This window comes from Streptomyces sp. NPDC111516 (assembly GCF_055635345.1).
The window spans coordinates 1-20,058 of the sequence record NZ_JBVKBV010000040.1 but is presented as its reverse complement, the minus strand read 5'-3'; the positions used below and the strand labels follow the sequence as shown (position 1 = coordinate 20,058).

The window sequence follows — 20,058 nt, the reverse complement described above, 5'->3', positions numbered from 1 at the left end:
GCGTCGTCGCTCCGGCGCGCCGACTACTTCTCTACGGGACCCCTGGGAACCGGAGACCGTGAGAAGCCCCATCCTCAACAGCCCCTCAGAGCGTCGACGTCGTCGTGCTCCTGGTCGTGCTCGCCGTGACGCCGGCGCGCGCGAGGTTTCTGGACTTTCTGGACCGTCCAACGCGGGCGCGCGCGTGCGCGGTCGAGGAACGCCGGAGGGCCCCGGGGCCGTCCGTGGACGACTTCCGGGGCCCTGTTGGTGCCCTGTGGCGCTCTCAGTGGCTCTCAGCGGCCTCCAGCGCCGCCGTGGGGGTCGCGCCGCCCACGACGGGCCGTCCCCCGGCCTTCAGCTCCGGCACGTACTTGTAGAGCGTCGTGCGGGAGATCCCGAGCAGCTTCGCGATGGAGGTGATCGACGCGTCCGGGTCCGAGAGCATCGCGCGGGCGTGGCGGATCTGCTCTGCGCTCATCGCCGGCGGGCGGCCGATGCGCTCGCCACGAGCGCGGGCTTCCGCCAGCCCCTCGACCGTGCCCTGGACGATCAGCTCACGGATGAACTCGGCGAGTGCGGCGAAGACGTGGAACACCAGCCGGCCGCCGGGTGTGGTGGTGTCCAGCGACTCGTGCAGCGACTGGAAACCGATGCCGCGCTTGCGCAGGCCGCTGACGATCGCGATGAGGTCCTGGATGGATCGGCCGAGCCGGTCGAGCGAGGGGACCACGATGGTGTCCCCGGGGCGCGCGTAGTCGAGCGCCTTCCACAACTCGGGGCGCTCGGCGTTCTTGCCGGACAGCTTGTCGGAGAAGACCCGGACGCAGTCGGCGTTCTCCAGGGCGGCGATCTGCCGGTCGAGGAGCTGGCCCTTCGTGGAGACCCGGGCGTAGCCGATCAGCACGCCGGTGGTGTTCGCGGGGAACGCGGCCAGGACATCGTCGCCGCTCTCTGCCCACTGGGAAGGTGTCGTCATGTGATCACTGTACAGAAATGGGGGTGCGGTACTTGTTGGACATTCAGAGTTTCTGAACACACTTATTGGACAGTCGGACTCACCCGCAGGAGGTAGATCCGAGCCTCCGGCCAGAGCGTCCATCAACCGATCGGTTGTTGCACAGCTCAGTCTCGGGCGGGGGCGCAAACGACCGTTTCCATCTCCTGCTCTGATCGGCTCAGCGGCAGCACCCGGCTACGCTCCGGGACTTCTCTCCGAGCGGTCGCCAGCCACTGGCCGTCCTTCTGAGGTCCCCGGTCGGAGGGTCGTAGCCTGGAGGTATGACCGGCCCTACGGTTGAGGAGGAAAAGCTGGCCGTGGCGTACACCACGCTGCTGGCCCGCGTCTCGGCGTGCTCCCAGGCTCTCCAGGGCGGCAGCTGGGGGTACCTCGCCGCGAAGGCCGGCGAGGCCGCTCGGGCCGCCGAAGACGTCGAAGCCTCCGCGAACAGGGTGATGGCCTCGGGCGCGGCCGCCGTCACCGCCCCGAGTCGCATCATGGCCATGGTCATCGAGCGCGCCGAAGCTGACCGCCCGGTCGGCCGGGCCATCCAGGCACTCCACCCACAGGTCCAGCCGCGCGGATGAGACGCCCGACCGTTTTGGCCCCCGGTGAGGAATGGAATGCTCGCGCGCTTCCCCGGTCCCTGGTCGACCACGTGGCACGCTCGTGCCATGGTCTACCGCTACCAGCACGCCCCCGACCCGCTGACCGTTGGTGAACTCCGTCTGCTCCTCGCCGGACTGGACGATGCGACCGCGATCGAGATGGTTGTCCCGACCGGTCCCAGCACCGAGTGCGGCATCGGCGACGAAGCCCCGCTCATCCTGACTGGCGGCTCCGGAGACTGGACCGTCGATGTCAGCACCGGTCGGCCGGTCCTGACGCTGAACGCCGACTACCCGCCCGGCACGTACAAGCGCCTGGACGATGGGCGGCATGTGCCCGAGTACAGCGAGTAGGACCGTTTCCGCCCGTCGACTTCTTTGGATCACGGCCTGGCCGGTCACACGTACGATCCGGGGATGACGACCCGCCGCCGGCCCCTGGGACCTGGCCCTGCCGCACACAGCCCCAACGACCACCCCGCGGGAGACAACCGTCCCGGCCCGGCGGCTCACCGTGTTCACGCGACCGACGCAGACCTCGACGGGGGCACGCTGTACCAGCCCGACGTCGACACCCTCGCCGACATGCGTGCCCGAGGTGTCCTCGGGTGGCAGCCGCCTGCAGCGGACGCCACCTCTCGTTCGTACGGGCACGGTGCAGGGACGCAGCGGGGGGACTGACTGTGTCCACGCCCCGAGAGGCAGACAAGTGGGTGCAAGCACTGGCCCGCGCCGGGCGGGTCGCCGCGGTGCTTCAGCCCCCAGCCGTCTGCACCGATCGACATTGGGACTACGTCGGCATACGCGGCGTCCTCGCCATCGTCCTCCAGGCGCTCGCCGTCCGATCCGGTCGCGCCCCCGAGGCCGTGCCGCTGGCGGACCTGGCCGAGCACTGCGCGCGGGGCGCCGGCCACGTCCGGGACCTGGCCGTGGTCGTCGTCGGCGAGCGTCTGGCCCACAGCCTCGACAGTGCCCCGGACGCCGCCGTGCCCACCACCACCGATCCCCCGCTGGCCACGTGGTTGTGGCTGACCCGGCTCTGGCCGCCCGTAGTGCCGGACGACATCGACGGGCTGCCGCCAGCCCGTGCTGCTCAGCCGTGGGACGGAATGGCTCGGGGCATCGCTCGCCGGAACCCGGGCGCGGCCATCGACCTGCTGTGCGGATGGGCGGCCGAATCCGCTGCGGCGGCGATGCGGGCCGCGTAACCCGGCGGCCTACTGGCTCCGCTCGTCGTGCGCCCGCTGGGCTGCTCCCTGGATGCCCGAGGCCAGCAGCGCGGCGAGCAGGCCGCCTCCGGCCCATGCGAGCGCGGACTGCGACACGGCGGTGTAGATGACGAGGCCCACCACGGCGTACGCAATGAGCCCGACCGCGGCCGTCGGCACCCGGTACCACCACGGTGCCCGTGGCCTGTCGCTCGTTCCCCCCGGCTGATTCATGGTCGGAAGTATCCCAGGCATCTGCACCGTCCAACCGGAAATCCATCCAGTGCGGCGAAGGCCCGCGCCGGTGCTGGCGCGGGCCCTGCGAGTTGCAAGGGGTGTCAGGCCGCCGTGGTCGTCCGTTGGCGGCGGCGTTGGGGAAGTTCCGGCTCACCGTGGCCGTCCTCGATCCACCGGGCCCGCTCCCACACCGGCTCGGTGCCCTCGGCGATCCGGTGCAGGAGCACGGCCTGGACGCGGGCGTCGTCGGCGGCGCCCGCCGTGCAGTCCCAGGCGACCCACACCCCGCGCTCCCGATCCCAGGGTTCGCTCGCCATCGAGGACCACTCGTCCCTCGTCCAGGCGAACCAGCCCCGCCACAACCGCGAGACGTAGTCCGCCTTCTCGCGGCTCTCACGGTGCGGGCGCAGCCACGCGTGAAGGTTGTCGCGCTCGCTGGTGAGGTGCTGGCCGGGGGGTGTGACGAGCATCGACGGGTAGCGGCTGACCGGGCCTCGGTCGGTCTCGTGGACGACGCGGCGCCCGTCCAGGAGCGCATCGAGCCGGTCGAGCAACGCCCCGCGCTCCGGTGTGCCGTACGTCCCGGCCGGGCCCTCGTGCAGCAGCTCCTGGTCGTGGACGCGGATGACCGCGACCGTCTCCGGCTTCGCGTACTCGCCGGGGCCGGCCGCCACGACGAGGAGGGTCGAGGCGGGGTCGCTGACGATCTCACGGGCGAACTTCTGGGCCTTCACGTGCGCGGCGTACAGCTCAGCGGCGTACGAGCAGGGCTCGCACCATCGCCCGCTGCCGAGAGGGTAGTCGCGGCGGTCGCCGCATCGTCCGCACACGTACTGCAGCTCACGGGCGCGGTCGAGGACAGCGCGCTGCGCGGGGGAACACGGCCTCTTCGGCACAGCCTTGGCGCCTTCGTACAGCGGCGCGTAACTGTTGCCGTGGTAGAGCACCTGGCCCACCGGGTCCGAACCGGGCTTGAGGCCCTGCTGGCCGAGGTCGGTCTTGGTGAACAGGCCCTCGGGGACATCGCCCCACCAGGTGTAGCGGGTGACATCGGGGAGCGCTGGGACATACGACGGCACTGCGACCTCCTTGACGCGGCTTGCTTGGCTCGAAGATAGGGCCCGCAACGGACTCCCGCAACAACCCAAAAACGCGGGTTGACCTGCGCGTTTAGGGGCGCGTTATCTAGCTTGCTTGAACCTTTACAGCAAGCGGGAATGCTAGCTATTCAGCCAGCGCGGTGGAACTCATGAGACCGTCCATCGCACGCGCGCACGGGCAGGCGCAAGGCGACTGGAGACTCGGGGTATCTAGCTAGACTGCGCGCCATGTCGCTGATGCCTTTCGTGGTTGCTGTCGAGCCCGATGACCTCACCGCACTGAACGAGGTGGTGAAGGCCGGCAAGAAAGCCGAGCGGGAGTGGCTGGAGGAAACCCGGAAGGCGTACGGCATCCAGTTCCTGCGGGGCAAGGCGCTGAGCCAGGCCCGCGGCACGATCCGCACGGAGTTCCGCAGACTCCGGGAGCGGGGCAAGCTCGCCGGGACCCGCGACCTGGTGGTGACCCGCGAGGTGCGCGCCGAGCTGAAGCGCCGACAGATGGACGGCGAGTACGACCCCATCCCCGCCGAGGAGGCCGCGGTGCCCGGCCGCCGGGTCGGCACCGGCCCGCAGCACTACCAGCGCAGCGGCTCCGAGCCCACCACCCTCACCGGCCGGATGTACGTCAAGCTCCCCGGCGGCCTCGCCGACCAGCTCACCCGCGGCTGCTACTGGACGTCGGCGCCGGCAGTCGCCGCGCTGTGGGAGTGGCAGACCAGGTGGGGAGACGGCCCGGAGGTCATCTTCCGTGAGGCCGAACGGCGCGGCGCCGTGACCATCCTCGACCTGTGGTGCGCCGCGATGGCGCCCCGGCCGGACGCCGACGCGATACTGCGGAAGGCCCAGCTTCAGGCCCAGGTCGTCACCACCGGCGACATCGTCCGCGCAGCGGTCAAGCGCGCCACCCGCTGACTGCCTCCCACCAATCCTGCAACACTCCTGCCTGCACAATCGCGACCAATCTAGCTAGATAGCGCGCAAATGTTCTCGCTCTTCTGCTGGCTTTCTCGCTTGCGGTTTTACGGGCCGCAATGCGTGCGACCCGGCTTGCGCTTAGCCTCGCCGCTCGACAGGCTTCGCCCTACCTGACATGGAAGGGAGGGCCGATGGCCGTAGAAGGACTCGACACCGTCGCCGAGGTCTCGGAGAAGGGCGGGGTCGGCAAGACGTCGGTGACTGCGGGACTCATCGCCGTCGCCGCCGAGCTGGGCCTGCGGGTCGGTGCCGGGGACCTCGATCCCCGGTCCACGCTCACCGACGAGCTCGGCATCACGGATCCGAAGAGGTCGGTGAACGACATCTACTACGTCGACCGGCAGAAGAAACCACGGGACCCCGCCGAGATCGCACAGGACGTTCTGGTGCGCGCTGGCAAGGAATGGCCGTCGAACGTCTTCGTGCTCCCGTGCGTGCGGGAATTCGGCAACCGCGAGACCGACCCCGCCACCGGGATGGAATTCCGGCTGAAGCGCGCGCTGTGGGGGCTGCGCGACATGGTCGACATCATGTTCCTCGACGTGCCGCCCCGGGCTGGCGGCAAGATCGGCGGGTCGGCCCTGCTCGCGGCGCGGAAGGTCCTCATTCCCTCGACCCTCCTCAACGACGGGTGGTCCGGCGCCACGGAAGCCATGAAGTCCATCGAGCACTACAACATCCCCGGCGGCCTCAACGAGCAGCTGGAGGTGACCGGGATCGTCCGCAACCTCGTACCCCGCGACGGCGAGTTCCGTGAGATCCACCGGTACTGGGACACCCGGCTCCAGGAGGACTTCGGTGACCTGGTCCTGCCGACCGTCATCAAGAACTACGCGGTGCGCGAGACCTGCCGTACGGCCTGCGCCCCGGTCACCAGCGCTCCCGGCCGCGAGGCCAAGCTCCTCACCGCCGCGTACCGCGAGGTCCTGTTCCACACGCTGCCGCACCTGAAGGAGGGACGGAGCTGATGCCCAGCTTCCTCGACAAGGCCAAGAACAACCAGCAGGAGAAGCGGGAGAAGGACCCCGCCGACCCGTCCGGCGCCCAGGAACCTGACTGGGACAACCCTGACTCCTGGGGCGGGGACGATGGGGCCGCTGGCGCTTCCGCAAGCGGGAATGCTGGCGATGCTGCGGACGACAACGACGACCAGGAGCACGGCGGAGACGACGGCCGTGCCCCCAAATCGTCCGAGCCGAAAGCACCCCGGCGTGCCCCCCGGCGCCGGGGCCGGCCCCGCGGCCCAGAACGCGAGATGCTCTCCGTCCGCATCCTCGCCGCGAACGACCGGCGGCTGACCGTCGCGGTCGAGCAGACCGGCCTCAACCCCCAGACGCTCGTGGACCAGGCTCTGGAGGCCCTGTTCAAGCGACTCAAGGTCGAGGACCCCGGCCCCGAGCACGTCGGGGACGTCGCGTGAACGGATTCGAGGAACCGATCCTCACCCTGCGACAGCCGGTCCTCCTCGGCTGGGAACAGGACCGGCCCGGCGGCTGCCGCTGCCTGTGCCCGATCTTCCACCGCGGCCCCGGAACCACCGGCTGCACGACCGGTGCCCAGCCCGGCCTGCTGCTCCGTATCGAGACCGGCGCCGAGACCAGCGGCCCCCTGCCGGTATGCATCAGTTGCTACACCGCGCTCGCCCCGCTCTGCGTCTGACCAGCCTGCCGCCCGCCTTCTCGCCTGCTTTTCCGCAAGCGGGAACGCGGGCGGTCTGCCGTCCAGGGCTTGGTGGGACGCCCTCTGAATGGTGGGACACTCCCGGCGGCGCGCCCTGAGGGGGGAGAGGTAGAACGGACAAGCGCGTTCGCGCTTGGCACCCCCGGGTGCGGGCCCCTTGCGGGCCGCGCGTTCACCGACGACGGCCGAACCGGCCGCGGCCGGCCTCCCGGCCGTCGCCGGGCGCGGCCCGCGGCCTACCGCACGTCACCCGCCCCACCACGCCAGTGCGGGCCGCCTGAGCGCTGCGGCCCGGCCTACGAAGGTCCGTTCTGCCTTCCGGCCGCGAAGCGCGCTTGAACAACGACGTGGCTGCTCTGAGCCACCCAAAGGCGGGGCGGCGTGTTCGATGCGACGGTTCGTCGCCGGGTGCAGCTCGAAGATGATCACTTTCCGTTGATCACGCGGACAGGAGTTGGGACGCAGGGACGCACTATTACCCGTCATCTCTGATGGCTCCCCCCTCTCCCTCTTCTTCTCTTCTCTTCCTCGACATTCCAACAGAGATGAGGGGGTCAAGTGCGTCCCTGCGTCCCAAAAAAAGCCGCATATGGGGCACGTGGCAGGTCAGGGGCAGGGACGCACCTGGGACGCAGCAGGGACGCAGTGCGTCCCAGGGACGCTCTTTGGGCCCTCCGGACGCACTGCGTCCCAAGTGCGTCCCTCGTGTGCGTCCCTATCAAGAGCGTCCCTCGCCCCACCATTCCCTCACGCTCCGTGAGGGGCGCGCGGCGGGGCCGGGATAAGGTGCGGGCGGTCGGACTGCAGGCGAGAGACAGGGGTGGGCGCATGAGCGGCTTCGGTGACTGGCTGAGCCAGTTCACGCAGGTCAGGGGCGCGGTCGGAGACCTCGCGAGGGACGCCGCGGCGGACACCGACTGGCCGGAGGAACCCGACGAGCTGGAGACGTACGTCGACCACCTCGATGCCGCCGGCGCTTCCCCGGCCGCGCTGGAGACCCTGGCCGACGCCTGGACTCAGTACGCCGCCCGGAAATGAGCGTCCCACTTCCCCGCAGGGCCTCGCGTGTCTGCGGTCTGGCCTGCGGTTTTGCATTCAATCAAGCTAGATAGCGCGCCCTTGAACGCGGGTACGCCGCCGACCCGCCGGTGCGGTGCACGGCGGGTCGGCGGCAGAGCGGTGGCGCTACTGCATCAGCGTTTCCTGCACCGGGTCGGGTGCTGGCTGCGGGACGGACGGGTCGGGCTTCGGTACGTAGGTGACGGTCAAGGACCGCTTCGAGCCCGATTTCGTACGGGCGATGTCGACCCCGAGCTTGTCGAGGTCGGAGGCGACACGGTTCAGACGGTTCGACAAGACGCCTGGGGTCTTGGGCCAGTGCTCGTTCGTCATGCCGATCTGGCTGGTCAGTTCGTCCAGCAGCTCCGCGGCTGTGCCCTGCCACACCTGGAGGCCGTCCTCCTGGCGGGGCGGCATCCGCTTCATGAAGGTCAGGACCTGGGTGCCGACCTGGTTGGACTCCACGACCTCCTCGGCAAGCTCGGTTCGCTGCTTGAGGTAGTCGCTCAGGATGCTCGTCGTGGCGCTGCCGCTGACCTTGTCGAGCGCGGCCATGATCAGACCGTAGTCCGCCATACGCGGCAGCGGGATCTCGCCCTTGTCGGCCTTCTCCCGGACCGCGGGGAGTTCCTGGAGCGTCCGGACGAGGAGGTCGAGGAGGGCGCCGACGATCCGCGGCTGCGCCTCGTCGTACGCCTCCCACAGCGCGGTCTCGGTGCGCCGCTGGGTGATCCGGTGCAGGTGCACCGGGATCATGCGGTCCGCGAGGTCACCGCGCAGCGTGCCGACGTCGATGCCGTTGACGATCAGCACCCGGCGGAATTCCTGGACTGTGACGTCGGAGTCCGAGTACAGGGTCCGCTTGACGTTGGCGTCACCGGTGGCCGCGCGGCACATGGCATCCGACAGCCACTCGGGGATGCGCGAGAGGTTGTCGAGGCCGACGACCCACGAGCCGACCGCCGCGGTGGCCCAGTCGTCCGGGTCCTTGGGCGTCGACCGTGCCGGTGCGGCGGACGGGTCGAGGAGCTGCACGAGCATCTTCGTCGCCGTCGACTTCGCGGTGCCCTGCTCGCCGGATAGGAAGAGCAGCGGGTGCGGGATGCCTGGGACGAGACCGGCGACCAGCCACGACACGAGCAGCGGCCACGACTCGTCCGTGACGTTCAGCAGTCCGCGCAGCTCCTTGAGCGAACCGCCGCCCTTGGGGATCGGCAGCGGCTGGGTGAGCTGGGAGCGGCGGAAGAGCGGCTGACCCGGCGCGGCCGGCCCCACGCTCCACTTCTCCGGAGTGACGGTGACGACCAGGCCGTCCGCGCGCCCGAGGTCCAGGAGGAAGCCGTGCTCGGGACGCTTCCCGAGCGGGGCGACCCGCAGGTGCAGCGGCACCGGGTCCTCTGCTTGCGCCCGGCCCTCGATGGCGAGCATCGCGTCGGCGAGCGCCGAGGACGACGCCGCCTTGCCGTGCAGGCCGTAGTACGTCCGGGCCAGCTCGGCGCGCAGCGAGATCCGACCGCCGCGCAGCAGACGCGCGATGCGCGGGCCGTCCTTCGGCACGGCGTACAGGTCGCCCGCGTCGGACGTGCCGAACTCGTACCGGCTGTCGGCCATGGCGATGATCTGGTCCGCCACGGACGGAGCCTTGTCGCCGCTGCTCTTCTTCGTGGCCTGCCCCCGCTGCTTCGGCGGCGCCGACTGCTGCGATTCCTTCCAGGCCCGGAAGAGTTCAAGGTCTTCGGGGCTCAGGTTCGTGTCCTCGCTCATGCCGTGCCCCCGATCACCAGCGGGCGACGCAAGCGGGTGCGACGGGATACGAACGTCTCGCATTCGAGACCACTCCTCGGGTGCCTGGCCCCGGGACGGTGAGACGTCGCCGGGGCCGTTTTCATTGCCGAGGCGTGGTCTACGGTGCGCTGATCCTTAGTGTCCTGCGGTGCCGTTCGCATCAGGCGGCACCGCCCATCCGGCGCGCGGGCGCGGTCGTCATCCGGCGCGGCCGGGACAGTCCGGCGGTCATGCCGGAGCGCAAGGTCTTCTCGATCTCGAACGCGGACTTCTCGCCGAGCCCGGACGCCTGCGCGGCCTCCGTCAGGTGCTCCTCGGCGACGACCTGGTCCAAGAGGCCGGCGGCGACCAGCTGGCCCGCGCGATACGCCGCGAGGTTCAGCCTGTTGTTGCGGCCGGTGTCCGGCTTCATCGCCGCCAGCTCGTCACACTCGCTGCGCAGGATGCCGTGCGCCCACCGCTCCTCGCGGCTGCCCTGCCGGGTCAGATCCCGCAGCCGGGCAACCACATCGGCCCGCCGCGGCGCTCCCCCGCTTTTGGGTGGCTCAGGGGCGGTGGTGATCAGGGTCAGCAGCCAGTCCGGCAGCACCGCCGGATCCGTGACGCTGCCCTGCAGCTCGTACGCGATGCCGTCGACCTGCGAGCCGATGCCGACGATGTAGCCACCGGCGGCGCGAGTGTCGATGCACCACCCGATCGTGCGAGCGGTGTTGCGGATCCCGATCCCGGCCGGTGCGCGGTAGACGAGGTGACGGCCGCCGCTCGGCGTACGGACGGTCAGAGTCGGGGTGATCTGTGCGCCCGGCGTCTGAGCGGCGAGAGAGTCGAGCATGGTCATGCCGTCGATGACGTCGGCGAGACCGGACACCTCCCCGTCGTGCGGGACGTCCAGGTCGACCGCGACGAGAGCGGACGGACCGCAGGCGACGCCGATGTTGAACGGGGCGCGGCCCCAGGTGCGCGCGATGACCTCAGGGTCGCGGGTCGCCCGCGCCTCCCAGTCGAGCCACCTCGGTTCCTTCGCGCCCACCAGCAGCGGGTGGACGTACATCCCGCGCTCGGCGTACTGCAGAGCGCTGGCGAGCAGCTTTGCCCGCAGTACCGGGATTGTCGTTTTGCTCTCCCGGGACTGTGGTGGCATCGGGGCCGATACATCTCGTACCCTCATGAGTGAGCGTCCTTTCTCGTACCGCTCGAACTTCGCCGGGATGTGGTCCCGGCCTTGCAGTGACCGAGGCGCCCTGGCAGGGGCGCCTTCGGCGTTTCTGGGCACTTATCGTGCACCCACATCCGCTGTCGATCTTCATCGTGCGTATTCGCCGGGGGTGATCCATCCTGTTTTGCGGCGCCAACGAGGAAGTGGAGTGACCGCGTTGTGATGCAGAACTGAGTGTGGGGCCAGGAGTTCCGGGCCCCACACACATCAGCTCAGAGGCGTGCTGAAGCGGAGGACCCAGCCGGGCCCGGGTCGGTGCACCGTCACCTCGACCGGGCGTCCGTCGGCGGTGTGAGCGATGTGGGTGATCTGCAGAAGCAGGCTCCCGACCTCGACCCCAAAGGCGTCGGCCTCAACCTGGGTGGCGGGGTACTGGACGACCTCCTCGATGACCTCGGTCTGGGCGAACCCAGCCTCTGCCATCCGGCTGATGATGCCGCCCCGGCCCGGGTCGGGGTTCTCGACCCCGGCGGCCTCGGCGACGTCCAGCGGTACGTACGAGTCGGCGAGCTGGACGAGCTGGTCGCCGTTGTACATGTGGCGGGCCCGGATGACGGTCTCCTCGGCGCCCGAGATGCCGAGGATGGCGGCGACCTCCGCCGGGGCCGAGCTGCGACGAACCTGGGTCTCGACCCGAGGGGTGCCGCCAAGCCGCTTGATCTCGGTCTCGAAGGCGCCGCGGCTCTCGCCGGACTCCCGACGCTCCTTCAGGTACCGCTCAGTCGCGTCACGGACGATCACGTTCTTGGTGCTCAAGGGTGGGTCCTCTCAGGTTCAGGCTGGTCGATGGGCCACTCGTAGCTGAGCGACCACAGAGTGGTGGGCAGGACGTGGATGCAGACCTCGACGGCTCGGCCCTCGGAGGTCAGGCCGATGTGCGTGATCTCGTAGACGGAGCGGGACGCCGGGATGTTCAGGGCCTCTGCCTCGTCCTTCGTCGGAGTCCGCACGTCGATCTCTTCGCGGATTCGAACTTGGGCGTGGCCGGCCTCTGCGAGGCGGGACTTGCTGCCGCCCTCACCGGTGTCCTGTTCTTCGAGCTGGGTGCCGAAGGCGATGTCTCCAGGGAAGTACGAGGTGGCGACCTGGACGACGGCTTGGTTCGCGCGCATGGTGCGGGAGCGGACCAGGACCTTCGCTGCGTGGTGGGTGCCAAGGATCTTGGCCACCCGGGCGGGAGGTTTGAGGCGGCTGATCACCGTCTCGGAGTACGGAGTCATGCCCAAGCGGGTGATCTCGCTCGCGAACGCGCCGCGAGCGCCGTCCTCCTCGCGGGCGGCCTTGATGTACCGGCCAGTCCCGTCGCGGTGGATCTTCCCCAGGATGGGAGAGACGAACGTGCCTTCCCCGCGCCGGGAGAAGATCAGGCCCTCGTCCTCCAGCACTTTGTAGACGTCCCGAGCTGTTTGGAAGGCGACCCCTTCGGCTTCTTGGAGGTCGCGGACCTTGGGCAGGGGCGACCCAGGCGGATATACGCCCCGTCGGATCTTGTCTCGAAGCTCAGCGGCGAGCCGCTGCACCTTCGGGACCTTGCTCTCGTCCACGCCTGCTCCCTCATGTGTGATTGTGCTTCCCCAGTCTGTCAGAACTAGTTCTGTCTGGACAGCCAAGCCCAGACCATACCTTGGCGGCGCGTCGTTTGGAAGCACAGAACTAGTTCAGAAATTTCTATTGAACTAGTTCTATTGACACTGGCTCCGGGGAGTGTCTTAATCGTCACGTCGCACCGCAGAACTAGTTCAGCGGAAGGCGGCGAAGGGCCCGGTATGCCGTTCGTATCCGGGTCACAGCCATGCCCAAAACGGGCGTGACCCCGAGCGCCGGTGGGCGGCAGTCGGGGCCACTCGGGCCGTTCCATCGAGAGGAGCACGACCCATGCGCACCATCGTCAACGGACAGCGGATCGTTACCGCGGCTGAGTTCATCGAGGCCGCCAACGGGTTCTCCCCCGAGCCGCTGGAGCTGGAAGAGCTGGACTTCACCGCCGGCGGACTCGCCAGTCGGGACGCGCTGATGTCCTTCATCAACGACTTCGAGGTTGAGACCGACACCGACCGCGAGGACGCGGCGTACTACCGGGACCTGCTCCGCCGGATGCCGAGGGAACTGCGCAGCCGGACGGCCGCCGCCCCCGCCGTCCTGGCCGCCGAGCTGGAGACCGCCGACGACGCCCTCGGCTTCGAGGACGACGACTTCACCGCCGACTGGACCGCCGCCGACTTCGACTCGTACGAGGTGCTCGCCTCGGTGGGCAGGCCGAACCCGGCCGCCGCTGTGGCCCGCGCCCGCGAGCCCCGCGCCGAGCGCCGCCAGGTCCGCGCCGTCCTGCGGATCGTCCGCGACGAGATCGCCACGGAGGTGGCGGCATGAGGTTCCTCGCCCACCTCGCCCTGTTCCTGCTGACCGTGCTGGAGATGGCCCTCGGTGTGATCGCCGGGACCATCGCCCTGGTCAGCCTCATCACCGAGACCGTGGTCCGCGCGACGGCCGCTGGCGGCGACAGCTTCGCCCGGCGCTTCTGCCTGACCCCGCCGTCCCCCCGGCTGCGTGAAGAGCTCGCGGCCGTCCTCTCGACCATGGCCAACCCGGCTGGAGGCACCCGATGAGCAGCTACCGCGAAGAGCGCCGTGCCGACGCCGCGGCTCAGGCCGAGCAGGCGCTGAAGGCCGCCGGGGTCCGGGCGGCACAGGAGCGCGAGGACCGTCGCCTGGAGCTGGAGACCAAGCTCAAGGCGAAGGAGATCGCCGCCGAGCAGAAGCGTCGGGACGACGAGGCGAAGGCGGAGCGGGCCCGGAAGGACGCCGAGGCCAAGCGCCGCCAGGAGCTCGCCGACAAGAAGATCCGCGACCAGGAGAAGGCGCGGGCCAAGGCTGCCCGTGCGGCGAAGGTCGGCAAGGTCGCTCGCTGGTTGAACCAGAACCCGGTCACCGTGTTCGTGGCCTTCGTGATGGCGTCCTCGGTCATCCCGGCCGTCATCTCGCAGGTCGGGGCTCTCGGGGACACCGGGGTGAACGTGCTCCTGGCCGCGCTGCTCGCCGCGATGCTGGAGGGTGGCGCCTGGGCGATCACGTTCATGGGCAAGGCGGCCGAGGACGCGGGGAGGCCGGCGGCGAAGTACCGGATCGCCACATGGTGCACCGCGTTGGTCGCGGCCGGGGTGAACTACTGGCACTGGGCTGAGAAGCTCCCGAAGGCTCAGTGGGTCGCGGTCGTCTTCGCCGCGAGCAGCCTGTTCGCGATCTACCTGTGGGACATGAAGACCCACGGTTCTCACGGCCGTACGAAGGCTGAGCGCAAGGCTGAGCAGGACCGTCGAGAGCACCTCGCCAAGCGGCGGAAGGACCACAAGGACATCGCCAAGGAGGCGGACCGTCTCCTGTCGGCCCTCCCGTTCGGCTCGATCGACGAGGAGGAGGCGTTCGCCGCCGCGTGGCGCATCCACAAGGGTGCCGAGCCGGGGCTCTCGCCGGAGCTGTACGCCACGGCGACGAACGCCCGGGTTGCTCTCGGAGCAGCGTTCGAGTTGGGCGAGCACGTCCGTCCCGAGCTCGTCCGTGCGGGGATGCTCGCCAGCCTCTACAACCCGCTCTCACAGCGCCTCGGAGAGGGTGCCCCGACCCTCGGTACGACGGTCCCGATCCCGGCTCTCCAGCGGGGCGCTCAGGGCGCTACAACCCAAGCGGGAATTGGGTCGTACGGCTCCGAGGGTGTCAGCGAGAAGGACAGCAAGAAGGCCATCGAAACCGCCAGCGAGAAAGCAAGCCGGGGACGTACGGACATGGAGCTGGAACAGCTTCTGCCGGAGGCTCACCGGGTCGCGGTCGAGCTGGTCGCTGAGGGCAAGCAGATCTCTGCGGCGGCACTCGCCAAGTACCTCAAGATCCGCCGCGAGGACGGCATGAAGCTCCGGGACCGTGTGGTCGCCGAGCGGAAGCTGCGGCTGATCGACGGCGACGGCAACGCAGCGGTCGGGGCCTGATCCATGGCCCGCCGGATCGCTGATCTCTGGGACCCGCAGGGGGAGCGGCACGACGTGCCGACCTTTCCCTGGGGCCTGGCCCCGGAAGGGCTCGCGACCCGTGACCAGATCGTCGCGATGGGACTGCGCAAGCGCGGTCCCGCCGTGGCCCAGGTGATGTGGTTCAGCCGCAAGTCGACCGAGCCGCGGTTCGCCCGCCTCTACGAGATCGACCGGGCCACCCCGCCCAAGCCCCGCTCCCCCGGGCAGATCGCCTCCCTCGCGGCGGCGATGCGGTCCCGGCGCACCTGCCCCGAGTGCGGAGAGATCCGTACGTACTGCCTGCCGACGTCGCTCGGCACCTGCATCCCGTGCGCGGACGGCTTCACCGCCGCCTCCTGAACCGCCCCCCGAAACCGGCGGGGTCCGGCGCCTCCCTACCAAAGTCGCCGCCGGACCCCGCCTCCTCCCGAAGGAGAAGCACCAGCATGACGGAACAGCCGACGACCATGAACCCGGTCATCCCGGGGTTGGCCACCATCACCTACGTCCACGGCGCGGGGCCGGCCACGGACGTCAGCGCCCTGCCCGCCGCCCCCGCTTTGGGTGGCAAGACCGACGAGGACCAGGCCGCGGTTGTCGAGTCGGCTCGCCAGGTACTGGAGGGCCGGGTCACCCAGGCGCCGGTCGACCTGACCAAGCCGAAGGATGACCAGGACTTCGACGCGTTCGATGACCGGCCGCTGATCCCGGCCTGGATGAGGTCGAGCGAGGGCTGGGCCGTGTACGCCGGGGTCGCCTACCGGGCCCGGCTGCGGGCGTACCGCCGTTGGGTTCGCCGCCAGCGCACCGACCGGGGTCACGTCGCCCAGTTCAAGCGCGGGTCCCGCCGGGTCGGCGACTGGGTCAAGGGGTTCGAGGGAATCCAGCTTCAGGCGGTCGGGCACCAGGCGCACATCGCGGCGAAGGAAGCCCGTGCCGCGGCAAGGACCGCGCGTTTCACCCCCTCGCTGATGAAGAACAAGAAGACGGCGGCGCTCCAGGCGGCCGACCGGACGCAGACGGTTGCGATGAAGGCCATCGCTGAGCACAAGAAGCTGAAGGCCAACCGTCGCCGCGCCTACAGCCTGCGTGTGGGTGTCGCGTACGGTCCGTCGGTCGCAGCGGTGAGCGCCGGGTACCTGCAGGCCGGATGGTTCGGCGCATCCGCCGGCGCGATGGCGACTTTCGCCGGTGGAGCTTTCGCCGGACGCCACCCGATCAGCGAGGAGACGGACTGGTCTGCGGACTGGCGGTCGCTCGGTGACGGCGACCCCATGACCGCCCCGATGCTCGACAACGTCTTCCGGGCAGCGAAGGTCATCGGGTCCGACGAGACCCTGCGGGTCGTGCAGATGCCGATGCTCGACGCGCGCGGCGCCTGGTCGGCGGTCATCGACCTTCCGCCGGGAATTGCGGCGAAGAAGGCCATGCGAGCGACGGCCGAAATCGCTTCTGCTCTGGGAGTCGAAGAGGCTCAGGTGAATATGGCCAAGAGCAAGGAAAAGGGCGGCAGGGCCGGACGGCTGGAAATCTACGTGGCTAAGGAATTGCCCTTCACGGAGAAGGCGGCTCCGGGCCCGCTGCTCGCTCACGAAGGAGCGACGAACTTCTGGGGCCCCATTTCGATCGGACCGGACGTACGCGGCCTGGCCCGCACGATCGCCGTGGTTGAGCGGTCCGGGCTGGTGGGCGGTGAGCCAGGAGCAGGAAAGAGCGCTTCGGGGAACACCATCCTGTTGGCTGCGGCGATGGACCCGCGTGTACGCCTGGTGCTCGCCGACGGAAAGGCCGGAGGCGACCTCACTCCTTTTGAGGCGATGGCTGTCGCATTCGAAGGGAACGCGGATCCGGAGGCATTCCTGGAAATGCTGGACGGGTACGTAATCCCGGACATGAAGCGCCGGTACGCGTTCCTCAAGAAGATCAACCGCCGCAAGGTCACCGAAGAGCTGGCCAACAAGTACCCGGACGTTCTGGGCCAGCTCCTGCTCTGGGTGGACGAGCTCATGTATTACACGACCGACGATGAGCTGGGAAAGAAGATCACGAAGCGGCTCCGGAACATCGTCAGCCGCGGTCGCGCGGCCGGGATCATCACCTTCTGCGCCACGCAGAAGCCGGGTTCCGACGTGGTCGACACCTCGCTTCGTGACCTGCTTTCCATCCGCTGGGCGCTGCGCTGCACGACCCCTGAGGCGTCCGACACCATTCTCGGGAAGGGCGCCGCAGCTGCCGGATTCTCCGCGAAGTCGATCGAGTCGGAGATGCGTGGCGCGGGCTTCCTGTGGGCCGAGGGCTCCAACCCGTACCTCGTCCGTGCCGACTACTACTCGGACGACGAGGTCGAGGTTCTGGCCGGGCGCGCGGTCGAGCTGCGCCGCGCGGCCGGCACTCTGCCCGATGGCCCGAAGTCCCTCGCGGACCGGCTCCGGGAGCAGGGCGAGGACGACGCCCGGGTCCTCGCGGTCCTGGTCGACGTCTTCGCCGCCTTCGACCAGCAGGCCAAGGAGGACGACGAGACGGCCGAGGTCGACTGGCTCCCGGGCACGGTCCTGGTCGACGCGCTCAAGGCCGCCGGTCTTGAGGTCACCCCCGAGAAGCTCGCCCGCCTGGTGGTCCGGGAGCCCGACGAGAAGAAGAAGCGGAACTGGGCCGACAGCCCGTCCGCGCTCAACGGCTACCCGCTCGCCGCGGTGCTCCGCACGGTTCAGACGAAGTACAGCCTGAGCGCCTGATCAACCCGGATTCATCCCGGACGGCCGCCCAGTTTGGGCCGGTATGCCCCTGGACTGGGCGGCCGTCGACCTGGACGACACCCCCCTCGACCTGGACGGGCCTCGTCCAGGTCCGGCCGGGTCCCGTCCAGGTTGCTCACCCCCTCTGACCTGCATCAACGCGAACCGATCCAGGTCAGATCCAAGTTACAAACCGTGACAAACGGAAATCTCAGGGAGGGCCCCCGATGCGCAGCGAACCCGATCTCCGACTGACCGGCACGGCCTACGTCGACGGCCAGGAGCTCCAGTGCCGCGAGTGCGGGAACGACCGGTCGCTGGAGATCCACAAGGACGGCTTCCGGGAGGTCTGGCCCGCCTGGATCTGCTGCCTGTCGTGCGGGTGTGGGGAGAGCTCCAAGGTCGTCACCAACGGCCTGGTGGACGCCGCGCTCGAAGCCCGGACCGGGCGCAAGAAGCCGGAGGACGCCGACACCTTCGTCGCCGAATGGCGGGGCATCGTCTGGACCGGCGAGATCTTCCCCCAGTTCCTCCTGGGCGACGCGCTCGTCGCGGTCAAGGCGCTCGGCGGTCAGATCGGAAAGGACACCAAGGCGTGGACCCGGTCGAAGAAGAAGGAGGCCAAGGCCCGCGCGAAGGCCGCGGCTGGAGCGGTCGCCGCACCCGTGAAGGAAAAGGCCGGCGCCGCCAAGAAGGCCGCGAAGGAGAAGGCCAGCGGCGCCGCGAACGCGGCAAAGGCGACCGCGCTCACCACCGCCTGGACGCTGCAGACCGGCGGGGCCGGGCCGACCACCACCGCGAAGCCGAAGCGCCAGCGGTGCACGGTCAAAGGCTGTCGTGGCGGGATGGTCACCCTCTCCACCAAGCTCCACTCCACCACCGGCAAAACCCGGGACGTCAAGATCCCGTGCGCAGCGTGCCACCGCAGCAGCTGACGAGACCCGTTCCGAAAGAATTTTCCGGGCTCTGACCAGCAGAAACACCATCTGTGCAGACTCAGAGTCTGCGAACCGCTAGACATGCCGACTCCGAGTCTGCATACTCAAATTATCGCAAGCGAGAAAGCAAGCGAAAAACAAAGAGGAGACCTTCTGTGACCACCCGAAAGATCGCCGCAGAGACCACCGGCCCCGTCACCATCGACGCCAACCTCCTGGGACACGGCGGCACGATCTCCGTCCGGGCCGAGGCCGACTGCGAGCGCGCGACCCTCACCATCAGCACCACCGACACGGACGGCCCCGCCGCCGACGCGGTCCGCGACGCCACCCTCCGGCAGTCCGCGACCGGCCTGAACGCCACGGTCCACGGCCAGGGCGACACCGGAGGCGGGACCACGATCATCACCGGCGGTGGACGCGGGATGACCGTGATCCAGAGCGCCGGGACGGTCAATGGCCGGATGACCGGCATGACCATCAACGGGGGGATCTTCGGCGGGAACTTCGTGGGCGGCGACGTCTACGTGAACGGTGTGAGGGTCTCCGGCAGCGGCACCGGCATCACGGCTGTCTCCCCCATCGAGATCACCGCCATCGTTCCGTCCGGCAGCAAGGTCATCGCTCACGCCCAGTCCGCGGACATCGAGGCCATCGGCTCGTTCGCCCTGGTCTCCGCCACGACCCAGTCCGGCAGCCTCCGGGTGGACGACGCCGAGAAGGTCACCGCCTCCACCCAGTCCGGCTCCGTCACGGTCAACAAGGCCACCGACATCAGCGCCAAGACACAGTCCGGCGGCGTGTACCTCAACATCACCGACGTGGTCGACGCACACACGATGTCCGGCTCCATCGACATCCGCGACTTCGCTGGTACCGCCCGGCTCAAGACGATGTCCGGCTCGATCCGTGTCCACGCGACCGCCGGCGGCGACATCGACGCCAAGACCATGTCCGGCTCCATCGACGTCACCGCCACCCAGGCCGCGCTGGACGAGCACCTGGACGTCCGCCCCCGCTCGATGTCCGGCCGGATCAACGTCCCCTCCCGCCGTCAGGACGACATGCCCCGACGCCGTCGCCGCTGAATCCGCCCCGGGGCGGCCGCCATCCCGGCCAGGAATCCGCCGGCCGCCCCGGGCCCCGATCCAAAACCGCAAGCAATGCCGCCAGCAGAAATGCAAGTGACCGAGAGGAACCCCGTGACCATCGCCCCGATCACCGCCGAAAAGATCCTCGCCGACTACGCCGCCGACGTCGCGTTCGTCGCCGAGGAGGAGCTCGCCACCAACCTCGCCGACCTCGCCGCCCAGCTGTACGCCTCCACCCACAACTTCGACGCGGCTGGCATCAACGGCACCGACGAACTGGAGACTGCCGCGGCTTACCTCGTCGACGCCACCGACAGCGCCGACGACACCGAGCGAACGGTCCTCCTGAAGAAGGCCGCTGGCCACCTCTCGTATGTCAGCGACATGACCTCTGAGTTCCGCGACATGGTCTGACCCGGTCTGCTCTGTCGTCCCCAGCCCGAAGGC

23 protein-coding genes are annotated in these 20,058 nt (G+C 69.3%); 16 read left to right on the top strand and 7 right to left on the bottom strand.

What is annotated here, in order from left to right:
* Positions 1-265: 265 nt before the first annotated feature.
* Complete coding sequence (locus tag ACZ7L9_RS36360; protein WP_471421804.1) at positions 266-958, bottom strand: recombinase family protein; 693 nt, start codon at positions 956-958, stop codon at positions 266-268.
* Between the two features lie 302 nt (positions 959-1,260).
* Here ACZ7L9_RS36360 and ACZ7L9_RS36355 point away from each other — a divergent pair, with 302 nt between their 5' ends.
* The 3 genes from ACZ7L9_RS36355 to ACZ7L9_RS36345 all read left to right on the top strand — a co-directional run bounded on the left by ACZ7L9_RS36355 (position 1,261) and on the right by ACZ7L9_RS36345 (position 2,795).
* Complete coding sequence (locus ACZ7L9_RS36355; protein WP_471421803.1) at positions 1,261-1,566, top strand: hypothetical protein; 306 nt, start codon at positions 1,261-1,263, stop codon at positions 1,564-1,566.
* A 36-nt stretch (positions 1,567-1,602) separates the two neighbouring features.
* Positions 1,603-1,941 carry a DUF6225 family protein gene (locus ACZ7L9_RS36350; protein WP_471421802.1) on the top strand — a complete coding sequence of 113 codons (339 nt, stop codon included), beginning with the start codon at positions 1,603-1,605 and terminating at the stop codon, positions 1,939-1,941.
* Positions 1,942-2,270: 329 nt separating this feature from the next.
* Positions 2,271-2,795 (top strand): hypothetical protein, encoded by a 525-nt coding sequence (locus ACZ7L9_RS36345; protein ID WP_471421801.1) that lies wholly within the window; start codon positions 2,271-2,273, stop codon positions 2,793-2,795.
* Between the two features lie 9 nt (positions 2,796-2,804).
* Here the strand turns inward: ACZ7L9_RS36345 and ACZ7L9_RS36340 are convergent, their stop codons facing one another.
* Together ACZ7L9_RS36340 and ACZ7L9_RS36335 are read right to left on the bottom strand one after the other, a co-directional pair.
* On the bottom strand, positions 2,805-3,029 hold the full coding sequence (locus ACZ7L9_RS36340; RefSeq protein ID WP_471421800.1) for a hypothetical protein: 225 nt from the start codon (positions 3,027-3,029) through the stop codon (positions 2,805-2,807).
* A gap of 104 nt (positions 3,030-3,133) precedes the next feature.
* Entirely contained in the window at positions 3,134-4,111 is a 978-nt protein-coding gene (locus ACZ7L9_RS36335; protein ID WP_471421799.1) for a hypothetical protein, read from the bottom strand.
* A gap of 249 nt (positions 4,112-4,360) precedes the next feature.
* On the opposite strand from ACZ7L9_RS36335, the gene ACZ7L9_RS36330 reads away from it, so the two are divergent.
* From ACZ7L9_RS36330 to ACZ7L9_RS36310, 5 genes are all read left to right on the top strand, one after another.
* Positions 4,361-5,044, top strand: coding sequence for a hypothetical protein (locus ACZ7L9_RS36330; protein WP_471421798.1), 684 nt, complete (start codon positions 4,361-4,363; stop codon positions 5,042-5,044).
* Between the two features lie 194 nt (positions 5,045-5,238).
* Positions 5,239-6,075 carry a ParA family protein gene (locus tag ACZ7L9_RS36325; RefSeq protein ID WP_471421797.1) on the top strand — a complete coding sequence of 279 codons (837 nt, stop codon included), beginning with the start codon at positions 5,239-5,241 and terminating at the stop codon, positions 6,073-6,075.
* Entirely contained in the window at positions 6,075-6,527 is a 453-nt protein-coding gene (locus ACZ7L9_RS36320; RefSeq protein WP_471421796.1) for a hypothetical protein, read from the top strand. Before ACZ7L9_RS36325 ends, ACZ7L9_RS36320 begins: the two co-directional genes overlap by 1 nt.
* Positions 6,524-6,766 (top strand): DUF6372 family protein, encoded by a 243-nt coding sequence (locus ACZ7L9_RS36315; protein ID WP_471421795.1) that lies wholly within the window; start codon positions 6,524-6,526, stop codon positions 6,764-6,766. Before ACZ7L9_RS36320 ends, ACZ7L9_RS36315 begins: the two co-directional genes overlap by 4 nt.
* 849 nt (positions 6,767-7,615) lie before the next feature.
* Positions 7,616-7,825: a YozE family protein gene (locus ACZ7L9_RS36310; RefSeq protein WP_471421794.1), complete on the top strand. Its 210-nt coding sequence runs from the start codon at positions 7,616-7,618 to the stop codon at positions 7,823-7,825.
* Between the two features lie 147 nt (positions 7,826-7,972).
* Here ACZ7L9_RS36310 and ACZ7L9_RS36305 read toward each other — a convergent pair whose 3' ends face one another.
* From ACZ7L9_RS36305 to ACZ7L9_RS36290, 4 genes are all read right to left on the bottom strand, one after another.
* On the bottom strand, positions 7,973-9,610 hold the full coding sequence (locus ACZ7L9_RS36305) for an ATP-binding protein (protein WP_471421793.1): 1,638 nt from the start codon (positions 9,608-9,610) through the stop codon (positions 7,973-7,975).
* A 181-nt stretch (positions 9,611-9,791) separates the two neighbouring features.
* On the bottom strand, positions 9,792-10,799 hold the full coding sequence (locus ACZ7L9_RS36300; protein WP_471421792.1) for a bifunctional DNA primase/polymerase: 1,008 nt from the start codon (positions 10,797-10,799) through the stop codon (positions 9,792-9,794).
* 255 nt (positions 10,800-11,054) lie between these two features.
* A complete protein-coding gene (locus ACZ7L9_RS36295) occupies positions 11,055-11,603 on the bottom strand; it encodes a UTRA domain-containing protein (protein ID WP_471421791.1) in 549 nt (182 codons plus the stop codon).
* Positions 11,600-12,391: a GntR family transcriptional regulator gene (locus tag ACZ7L9_RS36290; RefSeq protein ID WP_471421790.1), complete on the bottom strand. Its 792-nt coding sequence runs from the start codon at positions 12,389-12,391 to the stop codon at positions 11,600-11,602. The genes ACZ7L9_RS36295 and ACZ7L9_RS36290 overlap by 4 nt, the downstream gene beginning before the upstream one ends.
* A gap of 331 nt (positions 12,392-12,722) precedes the next feature.
* On the opposite strand from ACZ7L9_RS36290, the gene ACZ7L9_RS36285 reads away from it, so the two are divergent.
* The 8 genes from ACZ7L9_RS36285 to ACZ7L9_RS36250 all read left to right on the top strand — a co-directional run bounded on the left by ACZ7L9_RS36285 (position 12,723) and on the right by ACZ7L9_RS36250 (position 20,025).
* The gene (locus ACZ7L9_RS36285) at positions 12,723-13,217 is read left to right on the top strand and encodes a hypothetical protein (RefSeq protein WP_471421789.1); all 495 of its coding nucleotides are present in this window, start codon (positions 12,723-12,725) and stop codon (positions 13,215-13,217) included.
* Positions 13,214-13,453: a hypothetical protein gene (locus tag ACZ7L9_RS36280; protein ID WP_402539134.1), complete on the top strand. Its 240-nt coding sequence runs from the start codon at positions 13,214-13,216 to the stop codon at positions 13,451-13,453. The genes ACZ7L9_RS36285 and ACZ7L9_RS36280 overlap by 4 nt, the downstream gene beginning before the upstream one ends.
* Positions 13,450-14,826, top strand: a complete 1,377-nt coding sequence (locus tag ACZ7L9_RS36275; protein ID WP_471421788.1) for a DUF2637 domain-containing protein — start codon at positions 13,450-13,452, stop codon at positions 14,824-14,826. The genes ACZ7L9_RS36280 and ACZ7L9_RS36275 overlap by 4 nt, the downstream gene beginning before the upstream one ends.
* Before the next feature lie 3 nt (positions 14,827-14,829).
* Positions 14,830-15,207, top strand: a complete 378-nt coding sequence (locus ACZ7L9_RS36270) for an RRQRL motif-containing zinc-binding protein (protein WP_471421787.1) — start codon at positions 14,830-14,832, stop codon at positions 15,205-15,207.
* An 86-nt stretch (positions 15,208-15,293) separates the two neighbouring features.
* Positions 15,294-17,582, top strand: a complete 2,289-nt coding sequence (locus tag ACZ7L9_RS36265; protein WP_471421786.1) for an FtsK/SpoIIIE domain-containing protein — start codon at positions 15,294-15,296, stop codon at positions 17,580-17,582.
* Positions 17,583-17,809: 227 nt separating this feature from the next.
* Entirely contained in the window at positions 17,810-18,517 is a 708-nt protein-coding gene (locus ACZ7L9_RS36260) for a hypothetical protein (RefSeq protein WP_471421785.1), read from the top strand.
* Between the two features lie 158 nt (positions 18,518-18,675).
* Positions 18,676-19,608: a DUF4097 family beta strand repeat-containing protein gene (locus ACZ7L9_RS36255; protein WP_471421784.1), complete on the top strand. Its 933-nt coding sequence runs from the start codon at positions 18,676-18,678 to the stop codon at positions 19,606-19,608.
* A gap of 114 nt (positions 19,609-19,722) precedes the next feature.
* On the top strand, positions 19,723-20,025 hold the full coding sequence (locus tag ACZ7L9_RS36250) for a hypothetical protein (protein ID WP_471421783.1): 303 nt from the start codon (positions 19,723-19,725) through the stop codon (positions 20,023-20,025).
* Positions 20,026-20,058: the final 33 nt, after the last annotated feature.

What these genes read in the sequence shown, in the direction of transcription:
- ACZ7L9_RS36360 (WP_471421804.1), bottom strand. Translation starts at nt 958, where the DNA reads ATGACGACACCTTCCCAGTGGGCAGAGAGCGGCGACGATGTCCTGGCC.
- ACZ7L9_RS36355 (WP_471421803.1), top strand. Translation starts at nt 1,261, where the DNA reads ATGACCGGCCCTACGGTTGAGGAGGAAAAGCTGGCCGTGGCGTACACC.
- ACZ7L9_RS36350 (WP_471421802.1), top strand. Translation starts at nt 1,603, where the DNA reads ATGCTCGCGCGCTTCCCCGGTCCCTGGTCGACCACGTGGCACGCTCGT.
- ACZ7L9_RS36340 (WP_471421800.1), bottom strand. Translation starts at nt 3,029, where the DNA reads ATGAATCAGCCGGGGGGAACGAGCGACAGGCCACGGGCACCGTGGTGG.
- ACZ7L9_RS36330 (WP_471421798.1), top strand. Translation starts at nt 4,361, where the DNA reads ATGTCGCTGATGCCTTTCGTGGTTGCTGTCGAGCCCGATGACCTCACC.
- ACZ7L9_RS36325 (WP_471421797.1), top strand. Translation starts at nt 5,239, where the DNA reads ATGGCCGTAGAAGGACTCGACACCGTCGCCGAGGTCTCGGAGAAGGGC.
- ACZ7L9_RS36320 (WP_471421796.1), top strand. Translation starts at nt 6,075, where the DNA reads ATGCCCAGCTTCCTCGACAAGGCCAAGAACAACCAGCAGGAGAAGCGG.
- ACZ7L9_RS36310 (WP_471421794.1), top strand. Translation starts at nt 7,616, where the DNA reads ATGAGCGGCTTCGGTGACTGGCTGAGCCAGTTCACGCAGGTCAGGGGC.
- ACZ7L9_RS36305 (WP_471421793.1), bottom strand. Translation starts at nt 9,610, where the DNA reads ATGAGCGAGGACACGAACCTGAGCCCCGAAGACCTTGAACTCTTCCGG.
- ACZ7L9_RS36300 (WP_471421792.1), bottom strand. Translation starts at nt 10,799, where the DNA reads ATGAGGGTACGAGATGTATCGGCCCCGATGCCACCACAGTCCCGGGAG.
- ACZ7L9_RS36285 (WP_471421789.1), top strand. Translation starts at nt 12,723, where the DNA reads ATGCGCACCATCGTCAACGGACAGCGGATCGTTACCGCGGCTGAGTTC.
- ACZ7L9_RS36280 (WP_402539134.1), top strand. Translation starts at nt 13,214, where the DNA reads ATGAGGTTCCTCGCCCACCTCGCCCTGTTCCTGCTGACCGTGCTGGAG.
- ACZ7L9_RS36275 (WP_471421788.1), top strand. Translation starts at nt 13,450, where the DNA reads ATGAGCAGCTACCGCGAAGAGCGCCGTGCCGACGCCGCGGCTCAGGCC.
- ACZ7L9_RS36270 (WP_471421787.1), top strand. Translation starts at nt 14,830, where the DNA reads ATGGCCCGCCGGATCGCTGATCTCTGGGACCCGCAGGGGGAGCGGCAC.
- ACZ7L9_RS36265 (WP_471421786.1), top strand. Translation starts at nt 15,294, where the DNA reads ATGACGGAACAGCCGACGACCATGAACCCGGTCATCCCGGGGTTGGCC.
- ACZ7L9_RS36260 (WP_471421785.1), top strand. Translation starts at nt 17,810, where the DNA reads ATGCGCAGCGAACCCGATCTCCGACTGACCGGCACGGCCTACGTCGAC.